Source organism: Erysipelothrix enhydrae, from assembly GCF_035066605.1.
Taxonomy (GTDB): domain Bacteria; phylum Bacillota_I; class Bacilli_A; order Erysipelotrichales; family Erysipelotrichaceae; genus Erysipelothrix; species Erysipelothrix amsterdamensis.
Window position 1 is genome coordinate 1464291 of sequence record NZ_CP125807.1, and the last position, 15678, is coordinate 1479968.

The 15678-nt window shown below is 36.5% G+C and carries 15 protein-coding genes; 13 read left to right on the top strand and 2 right to left on the bottom strand.

What is annotated here, in order from left to right:
* Positions 1 to 60: 60 nt before the first annotated feature.
* Positions 61 to 324, bottom strand: a complete 264-nt coding sequence (locus tag LLS04_RS07165; RefSeq protein WP_323611032.1) for a helix-turn-helix domain-containing protein — start codon at positions 322 to 324, stop codon at positions 61 to 63.
* A 105-nt stretch (positions 325 to 429) separates the two neighbouring features.
* Here LLS04_RS07165 and LLS04_RS07170 point away from each other — a divergent pair, with 105 nt between their 5' ends.
* Positions 430 to 1194 carry a lipoate--protein ligase family protein gene (locus tag LLS04_RS07170; RefSeq protein ID WP_323611033.1) on the top strand — a complete coding sequence of 255 codons (765 nt, stop codon included), beginning with the start codon at positions 430 to 432 and terminating at the stop codon, positions 1192 to 1194.
* Between the two features lie 37 nt (positions 1195 to 1231).
* Positions 1232 to 2065 (top strand): hypothetical protein, encoded by an 834-nt coding sequence (locus tag LLS04_RS07175; protein ID WP_323611034.1) that lies wholly within the window; start codon positions 1232 to 1234, stop codon positions 2063 to 2065.
* 42 nt (positions 2066 to 2107) lie between these two features.
* Here the strand turns inward: LLS04_RS07175 and LLS04_RS07180 are convergent, their stop codons facing one another.
* Positions 2108 to 3004, bottom strand: a complete 897-nt coding sequence (locus LLS04_RS07180) for an RluA family pseudouridine synthase (RefSeq protein WP_323611035.1) — start codon at positions 3002 to 3004, stop codon at positions 2108 to 2110.
* Between the two features lie 234 nt (positions 3005 to 3238).
* Here LLS04_RS07180 and LLS04_RS07185 point away from each other — a divergent pair, with 234 nt between their 5' ends.
* The 11 genes from LLS04_RS07185 to LLS04_RS07235 all read left to right on the top strand — a co-directional run bounded on the left by LLS04_RS07185 (position 3239) and on the right by LLS04_RS07235 (position 15544).
* The gene (locus LLS04_RS07185) at positions 3239 to 3658 is read left to right on the top strand and encodes a YbaN family protein (RefSeq protein WP_323611036.1); all 420 of its coding nucleotides are present in this window, start codon (positions 3239 to 3241) and stop codon (positions 3656 to 3658) included.
* Positions 3627 to 5321, top strand: coding sequence for an ABC transporter ATP-binding protein/permease (locus tag LLS04_RS07190; RefSeq protein WP_323611037.1), 1695 nt, complete (start codon positions 3627 to 3629; stop codon positions 5319 to 5321). The genes LLS04_RS07185 and LLS04_RS07190 overlap by 32 nt, the downstream gene beginning before the upstream one ends.
* The gene (locus LLS04_RS07195) at positions 5321 to 6961 is read left to right on the top strand and encodes an amino acid ABC transporter ATP-binding/permease protein (protein ID WP_323611038.1); all 1641 of its coding nucleotides are present in this window, start codon (positions 5321 to 5323) and stop codon (positions 6959 to 6961) included. Before LLS04_RS07190 ends, LLS04_RS07195 begins: the two co-directional genes overlap by 1 nt.
* 18 nt (positions 6962 to 6979) lie before the next feature.
* Positions 6980 to 7462 carry a methylated-DNA--[protein]-cysteine S-methyltransferase gene (locus tag LLS04_RS07200; protein WP_323611039.1) on the top strand — a complete coding sequence of 161 codons (483 nt, stop codon included), beginning with the start codon at positions 6980 to 6982 and terminating at the stop codon, positions 7460 to 7462.
* Between the two features lie 351 nt (positions 7463 to 7813).
* A complete protein-coding gene (gene arcA, locus LLS04_RS07205) occupies positions 7814 to 9034 on the top strand; it encodes an arginine deiminase (RefSeq protein ID WP_323611040.1) in 1221 nt (406 codons plus the stop codon).
* A 31-nt stretch (positions 9035 to 9065) separates the two neighbouring features.
* A complete protein-coding gene (argF, locus tag LLS04_RS07210; protein WP_003773514.1) occupies positions 9066 to 10058 on the top strand; it encodes an ornithine carbamoyltransferase in 993 nt (330 codons plus the stop codon).
* A 9-nt stretch (positions 10059 to 10067) separates the two neighbouring features.
* Positions 10068 to 11003 (top strand): carbamate kinase, encoded by a 936-nt coding sequence (gene arcC / locus LLS04_RS07215; protein ID WP_003773516.1) that lies wholly within the window; start codon positions 10068 to 10070, stop codon positions 11001 to 11003.
* A gap of 35 nt (positions 11004 to 11038) precedes the next feature.
* On the top strand, positions 11039 to 12439 hold the full coding sequence (locus LLS04_RS07220) for a YfcC family protein (protein ID WP_323611043.1): 1401 nt from the start codon (positions 11039 to 11041) through the stop codon (positions 12437 to 12439).
* Between the two features lie 335 nt (positions 12440 to 12774).
* Positions 12775 to 14067, top strand: a complete 1293-nt coding sequence (locus LLS04_RS07225; protein ID WP_323611044.1) for an AraC family transcriptional regulator — start codon at positions 12775 to 12777, stop codon at positions 14065 to 14067.
* A 99-nt stretch (positions 14068 to 14166) separates the two neighbouring features.
* The gene (locus LLS04_RS07230; protein ID WP_254006442.1) at positions 14167 to 14487 is read left to right on the top strand and encodes an acriflavin resistance protein; all 321 of its coding nucleotides are present in this window, start codon (positions 14167 to 14169) and stop codon (positions 14485 to 14487) included.
* Positions 14488 to 14575: 88 nt separating this feature from the next.
* Positions 14576 to 15544: a nucleoid-associated protein gene (locus LLS04_RS07235; protein WP_323611045.1), complete on the top strand. Its 969-nt coding sequence runs from the start codon at positions 14576 to 14578 to the stop codon at positions 15542 to 15544.
* Positions 15545 to 15678 lie beyond the last annotated feature (134 nt).

Below are 15678 nucleotides of genomic sequence, written 5' to 3' on the forward strand. Positions count from 1 at the left end.
TAACTTAAAATCAATTAAAAAACGCCTACACATTTTATGTAGGCGTTTTTTATAAACATCTTACTCAAAAAGACGTTGTGCTTCACGAATGCCATTGCGAGTGAGTTCGAAACCACCAATAACCCATAACTTTGTATAACCTTCAGATTGGAGTAATGTAATGCTTTCGGTAACTTGTTCTGCATCGATATTGAGATTTGATGCAATTTCTTCAATGAATGAACTGTTGAAATTGGAAACAGTTCGCGAACAGTCGTTACGGTCACATCGTGTTTGATATAAAAGATAAAGTTGCTCGAGTACATCGCGTTGTTGTTTTTGCATGGTATTCCTCCTTTATCATAATTATAGCATGTGTTTGTGAAAGGTCATGGTTGTTGACTTGTTGGAGTGATAAACCTAAAATTTAGTTAGAAAGTAGGGGATATTATGAAGGGAATTATTATAGATGAAATCGGTCAACCTGAAGATGCTTTTGTATCAACCGCAATTGATGCATATTCATTAAAAAATGTTGCGGAAGATGAAATGATTCTTCATCTTTTTCAACACCAAGGTATAAATATGGGCGTAGATGATGTACGGATGGATGATTTTGAAAAAGGTCTTGATTTTTATCGAGCGAACAACCTTCCGGTTACAATTCGTAACTCTGGAGGTCGATCGATTGTAGCGGATGAAGGTGTTTTAAATATGTCGCTCCTTTTTCATACATCGAAGTCCATGAATGATAACTATCAATTCTATGGAGATTTTATTCGTGATGCACTCAAGCCCATTTCCAATGAAATTGAAATTTTTAAGGTTGAGGGAGCCTATTGTCCTGGCGATACGGATATGAGTATTAATGGTCAAAAGTTTTGCGGTACTGCTCAACGGCGATCAGGTTCTCGAACTTCGATGGTATGTTACATTAGTGTTTGTGGTGATCAATTACGACGTGGTGAACTTGTTCGTGATTTTTATTCGCAATGTCGTGGCGATGTTGTGGATGTGAATCCACATTCGATGCAGTCATTGGATCTTCTTACGGGTTATGCATTAACACCTCGTTATATTGGGGATCTTCTGATTCATGCCTTAACGCAATATTGTGAGAGTGTTGAGGGTCGAAAATTGGCAGATTTTGATGCATTACGCTTTCAAGAAGCATTGGATCGCACGCGTGAGCATAACCAAAGACTGTTACCGTAATGATTTTATTCATGTATAATAGAAATTGAGGTGGATTATGAAAAAAATCATTAATGGATTTCTGAGTTTGATCGTCATTGTCTTTTCGATGGTACTGGTTGGAACTTTGATGGTGCAATCGCAATTAGATAATTTATCATCATTGGTTGAACCAACATTTGTGAATGTTGAATCGCAAGTAGCACATTATTTTGAACCCATTCGAAGTTCAATTCCAGAAACAAAACAAGCTGAATTTGATGCATTACAAGAACAGGTTATTAGTGATCCTAAATTCCAAGAGATTTCTGAAACTTTGGTAACCAACGCATTAAATGATGTGGTCTCTGGTGGAATGAGCATGAACGAGACCGCTTTTAAAGAAGATGTCCAAGCCTATATTGAATCGTATGCACCCGAAATTGAAACGCTGAGTGAAGGCAGTGTGTCGGTTGAGGAAGTGAGTGCAGTTGTGGAAGAAACTTTGAATAATCCTGAGTTCCAACAAACCTACGAAACAATCGTTACGCGTGTTCAACAAGAATTATCGCCGAAGCAACAACGCATTTTATCTTATGTTAATGGGTTTACGAAGATGCGTCGTGAAATAATAACGGGAACGATTCTAATTCTTGCAGTGACTCTTCTTATTTTAGTTTTAATGAATCGTGGATGGCAATGGTCGAAGTTATTTGGAAACATCGCAATGATATCGTCAATCATGATGTTGATTCTGTATCTAGTTTCACCATTTATCATGACGTTCATACAAAATCGTGTAGGTATGTCTATTACGATAAAGCATAATCCATTTAAGCTCTATTTATGGAGTGCGTTAGGTGCTTTTGGAATGGGTATTATATTTAAAATTATAAATCGTTTTGAATCATAATAAAAAAACAAACATGTAATTTGTGTTTGTTTTTTTATGGAATCATGAATTTGATAATTCGGTAATTTTATCTCGAAAGTAACTTGGAAGCGGTATTTCAAATTGCATTAATTTCACGCTTTTTGGATGTACGAATTCAAGCTTTGCTGCACAAAGATACTGTCCGGTTTTATCAATGTCTGAAGGATGACCGTATTGTGGGTCACCATGAAGAGGGATGTTTGCATGTAAGGCGTGTACACGAATTTGATGTGTTCTTCCTGTTTCAAGCTTACAGCGAATCAAACTCGAGTTTATATATGTTTCAATTTTTTCAAAATGAGTACGTGCAGGTTTACTGCGTGCTTGATTTACTGTCATTATTTTGGTGTTTGATTTGTCTGGACCAATGGGTGCATCGATCAGAACGTGTGCTTGTGGTAAGACGCCATGAACTAACGCGTAATAAGTACGATTCATCGTTTTATCGAGTAACTGCTCAGCCAGAAATTGATGCGTTTTATCGTCTTTGGCTATTACAAGTAGTCCTGAGGTATTGCGATCAATGCGGTGAACCAATCCGGGGCGAATATAGTGATTGGAATTAGCGTTTAGATAATGGAGCAATCCGTGCAAAAGCGTATCGGACTTTACACCATTACCTGGATGCACGACAAGCCCTCTTGGTTTATTCACGACAAGAAGGTACTCGTCTTCGTATACCACATCAATGTCCATTTTTACCGGTTCGATATCCAATGCTTTAACTTGGTAAGTAGAAGCGGTAATACAATCATTGAGCTTTGTTTTATAATTCGCTTTGGTAGCCATGTCGTTACATAAAATTGTGCCATCTTTTATCATGCTCGCAATTTTACTTCGTGATAGGTCTAAATGTTCATTTAAAAAATGATCAATGCGTAAACCAACTGTTTTTGATGTAATAATCCATGATCCCATATTAATACCTCTATTTTTTTACTTGGAAATTATATCACGTGAGTCTAACAGATTAAAGATAAAATAATACAAGTTTTACGGCTTGCAAAACAGTTGTTAATATGAGGAGTATTTGCACAAGTGTGGCCTTTTCGATGTTGATTTGTTGGTTTGGGTTAAGAATTACACAAATTCAAATGATTTCACACGATTTATCGGTTGTTTATCGATTATAATTTTTTGACGAGGTGACTTATGAAACGAACATTTATGATGATTTTAGCATTGTTATTTTTAGGCTTAGCCTTGTTGGGGATATTCCTACCTGTATTACCCACGACGCCATTTTTATTGTGTGCATCTGTTTGTGGAGCAAAAAGCTCTGACCGTTTTCATCAATGGTTAACACACACGTCCGTTTACCAAAATCATCTTGATGATTTTGTCACAAAACATACGATGAAACGAAAGAGTAAACAAAAAATTCTTATCATTGCTACCTTGATGATGACTTGTGCATTTTATTTTTCCGAAAATTTCTATGCGCGCATTATTATCGGCTTGCTTGTTTTATTTAAATATTATTATTTCATCTTCAAAATTGCAGATGAAGATGAAGAGACTGCGCTGGAGGATTTAAAGTATGATCAATATTCAACTCATAAAGACTGTTGAGGAAGCAAAAAAACCGATCGTAGAGACGGTTTTTTATAAATGGTTGGCGTTAATTGCGAATATCATATTAACGCAAGTTTTTGTGATGGTTTTAGTAGATATAAATTCGGGAGTGTCGATTGAAATTCCATTCTATTTCTGGATTGCCCTTCTTGTAAAAGGGGTTGCTCTTTATAAAAGTTCACGGGCGATGCAAAGAACAAGCTCATGCGTCAAAATTAAGATGCGTTCACTCATTTTTGGGAAATTGTTTGAACTTGGATCAGATTATCAAACTGTATTATCGAGTAGTGAAATTACGCAAGTATCGACAGAAGGCGTTGAACAACTTGAAAACTACTTTGCGCTCTACACACCACAATTTATATACAGCTTACTGGCCCCATTAACACTTTTTATATTTTTACTTCAGTATTCATTTAAAGTTGCATTAATCCTATTTATTTGCGTACCATTAATTCCGATTTCTATTGTCATTGTTCAGAAGTTCGCAAAAAAATTACTTAATAAATATTGGTCACAATACACAAGATTGGGTGATCATTTTCTTGAAAATTTACAAGGACTTACGACTTTAAAAGTCTTCGATGCGGATGGTGTACGTCAAGATTTAATGGATGAGGATGCTGAATCATTTCGAAAAGTAACCATGCGTGTTCTTATAATGCAATTAAACTCAATTTCTGTAATGGATTTGGTTGCGTATGGTGGTGCAATGTTAGCACTTGTAATTTCAGTTTTCGCCTATAAAGATGGATCCTTATCGTTAACTGGAATGCTTTTATTCATACTACTCTCATCTGAATTTTTTATCCCTATGCGGCAACTGGGTTCCTATTTTCATATCGCGATGAACGGTATGGCAGCAAGTGAAAAAATGTTTAAATTGCTTGCGACGGATGCTGAATGTAAAAAAGTATTATCTGATTCTTTCAGTGACAAAGGATATGAACTCGAAAATGTATCGTTTTCATATACCGATACCAATGTATTATCAAATATTAACTTCTATGCTGAATCCAGTGAATTTATCGGTATTGTCGGTGAAAGTGGCTCGGGAAAAAGCACACTTGTCTCATTACTTATGGGACGTATTCTTCCTAAATTAGGACATCTCTATTTTGGAGACCAAGAGATTAATTGCAGTCAACTTTATAAACATGTCACGTATGTAAGTCATGATAGTATCATCTTCAAAGGCTCTGTACGCGAAAATCTTATGATGGGTGGTTCATATTCCGATGGTGAACTTAAAAGGTGCTTGAACCGCGTTAATCTCGAGTTAAATTTAGATCGCGAAATTAAGGAACGTGGATCGAATCTTTCGGGTGGACAAAAACAACGATTGGCCATTGCTCGCGCATTAGTTCATGATACGCCGTTCTATATATTTGATGAAGTGACATCAAATATTGATGTTGAAAGTGAGATGATTATTCTTGATACAATTGAACAGCTACGTAAAGACGGTAAAGGTATTATTATGATTTCGCATCGCCTCGCAAATTGCTTTGATTGTGATCGGATTTATGTACTTGATAAGGGAGAGATTGTTCAATGTGGTGAACATGCTTCATTAATGCAAACACCTGGAATTTATCAAGAACTGGTAAAAGCGCAACAAAATCTTGAGAACTATTTATTTCTAAAGGAGGGTGAATGATGAAAAAACGAACAGGGTTGAGCATTATGGGAAGTCTTATAGGATTCGTAAGACCCCTTTACCTTCCAATGATGGGTGCCATTGCGCTTGGAGTACTCGGTCATTTTGCGGCAATTGGTATTCCTTACCTTTCTGCACGTATTGTTGTTGAGATCATCAAGAACAATTCCATAACCTTCTTAATGATAATACTTGTGGCGTGTGGGTTGTTACGAGGTGTTTTTCGTTATGGTGAACAAGCTCTAAATCACTTTATTGCATTTAAACTCTTAGCACACATCCGTCATGAAGTGTTTGCGAAACTCGGATCGCTAGCACCTGCGAAACTCGAAACAAAAGATCGTGGTAATTTAATTGCGATGATCACAAATGATGTCGAGTTGCTTGAAGTTTTCTACGCACATACCATTTCACCAATTATAATAGCCGTGATTATTTCCGCAACGGTTATCACAACGATTGCTTTAAAAGTGGGTACACTTGCTTTAATTTCTGTTACTGCATTGGCTTCGGTTGGTGTAATTGTACCAATTATAACCAGTATGATAGGAAATGAATTGGGTTTGGAAATACGAAATGATCTTGGAGATTTAAACACAAATGTATTGGATTCAATACGTGGCATTGAAGAATTGGAACAATACCAAAATTCACAGCGAACCATGGATTTACTTAAACAACGCACGCATGACCTTAACGAAAAGCAAGATATACTCAACCGCTATCAAAGCATGATGCGCTTGCTCGTCGATTTCATAATTATGATGTCTGGTTTCGCAATTCTTTATTTCGGCAGAAATCTTGACTTTAATATCCTATTGCTTGTGTTTACCTTGCATATGAGTTCATTTGGACCCGTAATTGCCTTGTCGAATCTAAGTGGCGATTTATACCATACACTCGCTAGTGGTCAGCGCATTCTTGATTTGTTGGATGAAAAACCACAAGTAAACGAAGTTGTTGATGGAACGAACGAGGCTTTCGAAGAAGCATCATTACATGATGTGACTTTTACTTATGATAAGGAAATCATATTAGAAGAAATCACAATGAGTACTACAAAAAATAAAATTATTGCTTTAACGGGTGACAGTGGAGCCGGTAAGTCAACCATCCTCAAACTGTTAATGCGTTTTTGGGATGTAAGCGCAGGAAGTGTGCACATAAATGATCAGGATATCAAATCCGTAACGACCGGTCATTTACGAAGTATTGAAAGCATGATGAGTCAAGATACCGATATTTTTAAAGACACAATTAAGAATAATATCGCTTTCGTAAAACCGGATGCAAGCGATGAGGAAATTTATGAAGCCGCTAAACACGCTTCAGTTCATGATTTTATCATGTCGCTTCCATCAGGCTATGATACGATGATGGAAGAATTCGGGAGCAATCTATCATCGGGTGAACGTCAACGAATCGGATTAGCACGTGTATTCCTACATGGTGGTGATTTAATCTTGCTTGACGAACCAACAAGTAATTTAGATAGTCTCAACGAGGCAATCATTCTCAAATCTATCGTTGAGTATAAACATAATAAAACAATTTTGATTGTCTCTCACCGTGCTTCAACACTTAAAATTGCGGATGAAGTATGGAAACTTGAAGATGGGAAGTTGAACCACGTATTATAAATCGACGGAGGAATAAATATGATTGGACGCATTTGTAGCATCGAGAACCAAGACTACTTGATTGTTGAACATGAAGGAAACGTTATCTTTATAAGTACTGCTCAAGATTTAGATTTTTTTAAACGCAAATTTAAAGTAGAACATCTGGAACTCGATGCTTTAGCGTGTGAGCTGGTTGTGAAACAACTTCATGATTATATACTGGGGAACCGCAGGCAATTCGATTTTCCATATAAGTTGATTGGAACGCCATTTCAGTGTCAAGTATGGGAAGGACTTCTAGCGATTCCCTACGGGTCAACTATAAGTTATGAAGGGCTTTCCGATATGCTGTTTGACACACGAAAAACGCGTGCTGTGGCTCGAGCAGTATCCCAAAACCCTTTGTTGATTTGTGTACCCTGCCATCGTGTTATCGGCAAAAACGGAAAACTAACCGGGTTTAGGGGGGGAATGGCCTTAAAAGAGAGACTTTTAGGTCGAGAAAAGGACACGAACTAAAAGAAATCAGTATTTTCAGACCCATTTTCTATAATTTATGTGTACTCCAATTTATGTGTACTCCTCGTTAAAAAACAATTTCTATCATTTATCAAAAGCCTACTTAAGAGTGGGTTTTTAATTGTTTTATGCTAACTAATCAAAAAAATCACATGGATTCCCGCAAATGCTAAGAATACAATTTGAAAAGGGTTAATTGTCCTACACGCATTCAAAAAAGCGCTTACAATGTAAATGTAAACATAGAAGGTCGCACAACCCATGGGAATTAGACTCTCTATGTTCGGTTATGAAAGTGTTCCCGATCAGTTCACTTTCAGAACCTAGAAAAAAAAGAAAAGAGGAAACGTAATGAGCGCAATTAGAGTTACAAGCGAAATTGGAACGCTTAAAAAAGTTTTATTACACAGACCTGGTAGGGAGCTTTTAAACCTTACTCCCGATACACTAGAACGTCTTCTATTCGATGACATTCCTTACCTTAAGGATGCACAAGATGAGCATGACAAATTTGCTCAAGCACTTCGTGATAACGATGTTGAAGTGGTTTACGTTGAAGATTTAATGGCAGAAGTTATTAAAGATTCAAACCTTCGTAAACAATTCCTAAATCAATTCATTGAAGAAGGCGGAATCAAAACACAACGTGAACATGACATGGTTTACAATTTCTTAGATTCAATCAAAGATGAAAAAGAACTTGTATTAAAAACTATGGAAGGTGTTCGTACACATGAACTCGATCATTCAGGTAAAAAGTCATTAGTAGAGATGGCTGGAGAGATTCAAGATTTAATCCTAGATCCACTACCAAACCTTTACTTTACACGTGACCCATTTGCATCAATTGGAGATGGTGTAAGCTTGAACCGTATGTACTCTGTAACGCGTAATCGTGAAACAATCTATGCAGACTACATCTTTAAATACCACCCAGAATATAAAGGAAATGTTCCTTACTACTATGACCGTACGGCAGATTTCCATATTGAAGGTGGAGATATCCTAAACATCAATGCTAAAACATTAGCAATTGGGATTTCACAACGTACACAAGCTCAAGCAATTGAAGACATCGCACATAATATCTTCAGTATTGAAGGTACAGAGATTGAAACAATTCTTGCAATTGATATTCCAAGTAGTCGTGCATTTATGCACTTGGATACAGTATTTACACAAGTTGACTATGACAAATTTACAATTCACCCAGGTATCCTTGGACCTCTACAAGTATTTGAGATCACTAAAGGTACAAATGGAGATGTAAATATTGTTAAGATTGATACGGATCTTGAATCCATCTTATCAAAACATGTTGGACGCCCAGTTACATTAATTAAATGTGGTGGTGAAGACATGATGGCTTCAGAACGTGAACAGTGGAATGATGGTTCCAATACACTAACAATCGCACCTGGTGTTGTTGTTGTGTATGACCGTAACGAAATCAGTAACGAGTTATTAAAATCACATGGACTCAAATTAATTGAGTTACGTGGTGCAGAACTTGTTCGTGGTCGTGGTGGCCCTCGTTGTATGAGTATGCCATTAGTTCGTGAAGATATTTAATTAGAAAATAATAAAAGGAGATTAAGATCACATGGGAGTAAATTTAAGCGGAAGAAGCTTCTTAAAGCTTTTGGATTTCACATCAGATGAAATTAGATATTTAGTAGACTTATCAAAAGAGTTTAAAAATTTAAAACTCACAGGAACACCACACCGTTATCTCGAAGGAAAAAACATCGTATTACTTTTTGAAAAAACTTCAACACGTACACGTTGTTCATTTGAAGTAGCAGGTATGGACTTGGGTATGGGTGTTACATACTTAGATCCAGGTAGTTCACAAATGGGTAAAAAAGAAAGCATTCCTGATACTGCACGTGTACTTGGTCGCATGTATGACGGAATTGAATACCGTGGTTATGCACAAGAAATTGTTCAGGCATTAGCAGATGATGCAGGCGTTCCAGTATGGAATGGTTTAACTACAGAATTCCACCCAACTCAAATGATCGCAGACTTACTTACAATTGAAGAAAACTTCGGTTATTTAAAAGGTCTAAACTTTGTATTTATGGGTGATGCTCAAAATAACGTTGCGAACTCACTTATGGTTGCATGTGCAAAAATGGGTCTAAACTTTACAGCTTGTGGACCTAAAGCACAAATGCCACACGCAGAATTGGTTAAAGAATGCCGTGCAATCGCAAAAGAAAACGGATGTACTGTTACTTTAACTGAAGATGTTAAGAAAGCAACAACAGGTGCTCACGTTATTTATACTGATATTTGGGTATCAATGGGTGAACCAGATAGTGTATGGGAAGAACGCATTAAACTCTTAAGTCCATACCAAGTAAATAGTGATGTTATGACAAATGCAGCAGATGATGCAATCTTCTTACACTGCTTACCTTCATTCCATGATCTTAAGACTACAATTGGACAAGAAATCCATGAAAAATATGGCTTAAAAGAAATGGAAGTTACAAACGAAGTGTTTGAATCAAAACAATCTAAAGTCTTCAATGAAGCAGAAAACAGAATGCATACAATCAAAGCTGTGATGTATGCAACACTTAAGTAGGCGATTTCTATGGGAAAACGTATTGTAATCGCTCTAGGTGGTAATGCGCTCGGTAATAATGCAGAAGAACAAATCGAGCTCGTTAAACAAACAGCACAAACAATCGTTGATATGGCTGAAGAAGGCTATGAAGTGATCGTAGGTCATGGAAATGGTCCTCAAGTAGGTATGATTAATTTGGCAATGGAGTTCGCCGCTAATAATGGCGGTGGAACTCCAGCAATGCCATTTCCTGAATGTGGGGCAATGAGCCAAGGCTACATTGGATATCATCTACAACAAGCTATTCAAAACGAATTGCGTAAACGTAAGTTAAGTAAACACTGTGCAAGTGTTGTAACCCAAATGATTGTGGACGAAAAAGACCCAGCATTTGATAAACCAACAAAACCAGTAGGACTCTTCTATACAGAGGAAGAATCCGTTAAACTTGCAGCAGAAAAGGGATACAGTTTTATGGAGGATGCAGGACGAGGGTATCGTCGTGTCGTTGCTTCACCATTACCAAAAGAAATCGTTGAAATCGATCTTATTAAGCAATTAACAGGTCAAGGCGATATTGTAATTACAGTTGGTGGTGGCGGTATTCCAGTTATAGAAACAGCTGAAGGTTATAAAGGGGTTGCAGCTGTTATTGATAAGGATCGTTCTTGCTCAAAGCTTGCTCTTGACCTAAATGCCGATATGCTTATTATCTTAACGGCAGTGGATCGTGTATGTATTCATTACAACACACCACAACAAGAAGAACTTGCAACAATGAATGTTGCAGAAGCAAAACAATACATCAAGGAAGGCCATTTTGCTCCTGGAAGTATGTTACCCAAGATTGAAGCTTGTCTCGACTTTGTTGAACAAGCATCTGAAGGTCAAGCTCTTGTTACGTCACTTGTACGAGCAAAAGATGCACTTGCAGGGGTTACCGGAACGATCATCAAAAAATAGTCAATCTATATAGATGACATACGGAGGAGAAAAATATGGCAAAAGAAAAGAAATCTAGAAAAATGCTTTCATCCTTTTCAATTCTTTTTATCATTCTGTTTGTTTTAGCTCTTGTAACGGTATTAATTCCTGATGTAACAAGTGCAACATTATCAACAGTAATGATGGCTCCAGTTAAAGGTTTTGCAGATGCGATTGATGTCTGTGTGTTTGTTATGATCCTTGGGGGATTTTTGGGACTTGTAACAAAAACTGGTGCATTGGATGCGGGGATTGCAGCATTAGTTAAAAAACTTAAAGGTAATGAACTTATCATTATTCCAGTATTGATGACACTCTTCTCAATCTGTGGCTCTACCTACGGAATGCTTGAAGAAACGGTGCCTTTCTACGCACTACTTACTGCAACCATGGTTGCGGCAGGATTTGACGCTGTTGTTGGTTCAGCAGTTGTCTTACTTGGTGCGGGAGCTGGGGTTCTTGGATCAACAATTAACCCATTTGCAGTTGGTGCAGCATTGGATGCGATTCCTAAAGACATTCCAGTGAACAATGGACTTGTTATGTTAATTGGTCTTGTATTATGGATTTCTGCACTTCTCATCTCAATTTACTTTGTAATGAGTTATGCTAAAAAAGTTAAACAAGATAAAGGATCAACGATTCTATCACTTCAAGAACAAGATGAAATCAACAAACACTATGGACATGCTGAAGGTGCTACCGCAGTTGAATTAACAGGTACACACAAAACAGTTCTTATCTTGTTTGGAATTACATTCTTAGTAATGATTCTTTCCTTTATTCCATGGGGATCCTTTGGAATTACATTCTTTGATAGTTGGACTGCTTGGTTAACAGGGATTCCGTTTGGAGAATGGTACTTCCAAGAAGCAACAACTTGGTTCCTACTCATGGGTATTATTATCGGTATTGTTGGTAAACTTAACGAGAAAGAAATCGTCGATACATTCATGGATGGCGCTGCCGATATGATGAGTGTAGTTCTCGTTATTGCATTAGCACGTGGAGCTTCAGTTCTTATGACTGAAACAGGACTTGATGTTTACATCTTGACCAATGCTGCGAATGCACTTAAAGGGGTGTCAGGAATAATCTTTGCACCACTTGCATACTTACTCTACTTAGTACTAACTTTCCTTATTCCTTCCTCATCAGGACTTGCAACCGTGTCAATGCCAATCATGGCACCACTTGCATCAGAATTAGGCTTCAGTCCTGAAGTAATGGTAATGATCTTCGTAGCGGGTAGTGGTCTTGTCAACCTCTTTACCCCAACATGTGGAGCAATCATGGGTGGTCTTGCAATCGCCAAAGTTGAATACTCTACTTGGATTAAATTCTCGAAGAAAATTATTCTTATAATTGCACTTGTAAGTGTCATTATCCTAACCGGAGCAATGCTCATAATTTAAGATATAATATAAAATTGAATCAAGGAATGGATGTTGCCTTCCATTCCTTTTTTTCATTTAGCAAGATATTAACAATCATCCGTCTGATGCAAATCCTGATTTACGTTTATCGATATGCACTAGGGGTTGATTATGTTTCGTGAATGGGTGTTTCAAGCGGTTTTAAGTTTATAAAACGTGTAAGATGCCAATCCTTACACGTTTTATTTATGAAATGAAACACGATTAAGATTAAATAATTTATGTTGTAAGAGGGCAATCTAGGTACTGTAAAAAAGTGTTTTTTTAGTGTACAATAAGAGTGTAATCAAGAAGTGTGAAAGGGGGTATATTTCATGGACTTTGTAACTGAAATACAAGGTAAAAACTGCTCGCGATACGATAAGCGAAAGCTCTGCAGTTTTGACATGGAATTTATTGACTTACCGACCTATCCGATCATTCATCAAGCGTCACGCTTTCTCTTTATTAAAAAAGGTGAAGGAACGATTTTGATTGACGGTATAAGTTATCCTATTAGAGAAAATTCTCTTATCGCAATTCTTCCTTGGGAAATCACAGAAATTGAGAGCGTGGCCAGGCCCCTCCAATTCGTACGCATAATCTATAATATCGATTACATTTCTCAAGCAATGAAGTGTGGGGCGAATCCAAGTAATGATATGATTGCAGTGACAGGACCTTTAGAAAAAAATCACGTGATTCAATGTACTTCAAAAGAAGCTGATGTTATTTTGAAAGTGTTAGATGAGATTCGTGATGAGGTCGGTGTTGAATCGAACCTCGATATTCCTGAAGAACAAAGTTTATCAAAACTTTATGTCACCAATAAACTTATTGAGCTTGTAATTCATTTCCAACGTTTTGCGAATAAGAAGGAATGTAAGATGAAGTCGAATCAAGAAATTGAACTCGATCATCGCTATAAGATTTTCAAATATTTATATTCACATTTAAGTGAAAAATTAACACTTTCTAAACTATCCGGATTTTTTTATATGAGTGAATCTGCAATTAGTAAGTATATTTATGATGTGACAGGCTTATCCTTTACGGCATTACTTAATGAGATGCGTATTGTGAAGTCGTTAGACTTACTGATTTATACAGGAATGTCACTGAGTGAAATTGCGGAATTAACAGGGTTTGCGGATGCGTCGCACTTATCAAAAGTATATAATGAACGCATCGGTACAACGCCAAATGAATATCGTAAAATTTACCGGAATATTCATCAAGTTATAAATGATAAAGAATTAAGTCTTTCGTATCAGGTGTTAAATTATATGTATAACAACTACAAAGAAAACTTAAAAATACAAGAAGTTGCAGATAAGTTCAACATTCCACTGGTAGAACTTAATCTCATCCTGCTTTTCCAAGTAGAAATGAACTTTGAAGACTTCTTGAATTATCTTAGGATCAATAAGTCGTGTGAATTACTCTTATCAACCGATTTGGCAATTGTCGATATTGGCATCGCGGTAGGGTATAATAACAGTAAGACATTTCATCGCAATTTTGTGAAACAAAAGAACATGACGCCAGGAATTTTCCGCAAGTCGGTAACGATGCCAACAAGTGCGGTTGAAGATCCTGTAGAATTTATCCGAGCAACGATTTCTTAAAAAGACTGTCCAAAGACAGTCTTTTTCTCTTTTCTTCGAATATCATTGAATAATGTGAACTTATTGTGATAAATTATAAGGGAAGAAATGAGGCATTGGATGTTTAAACCTACGATAATTGCAGTATCATTAACTGTGTCAATTCTTGCGTTTGGATCTATTCCAGCAAAAGAAGAAGAGAAACGACCACAAATACGTGTTAATTCAATTGAGCGACCAACGATCAATGCAGATGGGTCTTATCAAGATAAATATGTGGAGTTGTTACAAAGTTCAGAACACAAGGCACCGATTTTGAGTGAAGAGTTCATTCAGGCACGAGTAGAGCCTTGGACTTATATTGTTTTATACACAAGTGTCTTGGTAGTTGTAGCTATCGGTTCAATTTGTTATATCAAACAAAAACAAGAACGCATCTAATCAAGAATTAACATTAAATTTACCTAAAACAACATGCTTTCCATGTTGTTTTTTGTTATATTAGTTAGGTATCATCATGGAGGTAATTATGAATATTGATAAAGGAGTAATACATTCTTTAGATCGAGATTTACAATCAATGATTCTATCAGAAAAACCCTTAAATTTTAATACATCGAAAGATGTGGAACCTTTTATTGCAAAGTTAGCGAAAGCATTTCAGTCTAGTCCAACCGCTTCTAAAGCAAAGCTTAATTTAGGAAGTCCATTTTTAAGTTTAATCGGAACCCCAATTAATTTTATTGAAGAAACTCAGAAACTTGCAAAGCAATGGTTTGATCATCATATTGCGACCATGACAGTCGAAAGCTCAAATCTATTATTTGCGATGGTTGACATGGGTGATTTTGTTTCATTAGCGATGTTTGAGGTCTTGAGTAAAAATGGCTATATTAAAATTACTCAAAATGAACATGGATTGGAAAATGCTTTAGTTCATAATCAAGCAATCCTTCCAGAAACGTTTGCGAGTGTTAAAAATGCTTTTATGGTTAACCTGACAACCGGGGAAACTTTAGTAAAATTTCAAGATATTCGTTATCGCGAACTTTTAGAGACGATTTTAGATTGCGAGATTATTGCGAATTCTAAAACAAGTTTCCAAGTTGTGGATACACTTGTAGGGACGATATCAGAAGTACGCGAAGATTCTCATTTCGAAAATATTGTAAAGGCTAAACAAGTGATTACGGATAATGTTGACTTTTTCGATGAAATTGAACCAAAACAAATATTAAAAGAAGTGTTTGATACGTTTTCTGAAGAGGAAGAACGTTTAATTGACACTACCTTCGAACAAGAACATGTTCAAGACATGATTAACCTAAAAATGGTAAACCGTACGCAAGCAGCCAAAAAACATCGTATTGTTACTGAGTCCGGAATTGAAATTATCTTACCACTTGATATTTTGGATATAAGTGATGTTGTTAATATATCTACGGATATCAATGGTCAAGTATCGATTGAACTTAAAGATATTGGGAAAATTCTCTAATTACTATAATGAACAAGCATGTTATAGGTTCATTATAGAGTCGGATTTACAACTCAATTGAGTGAAATTTAAGATAATTGTGTTTTATGTCAAATATACTTTGACACGGTGCATTCACTTCGATATACTCTATC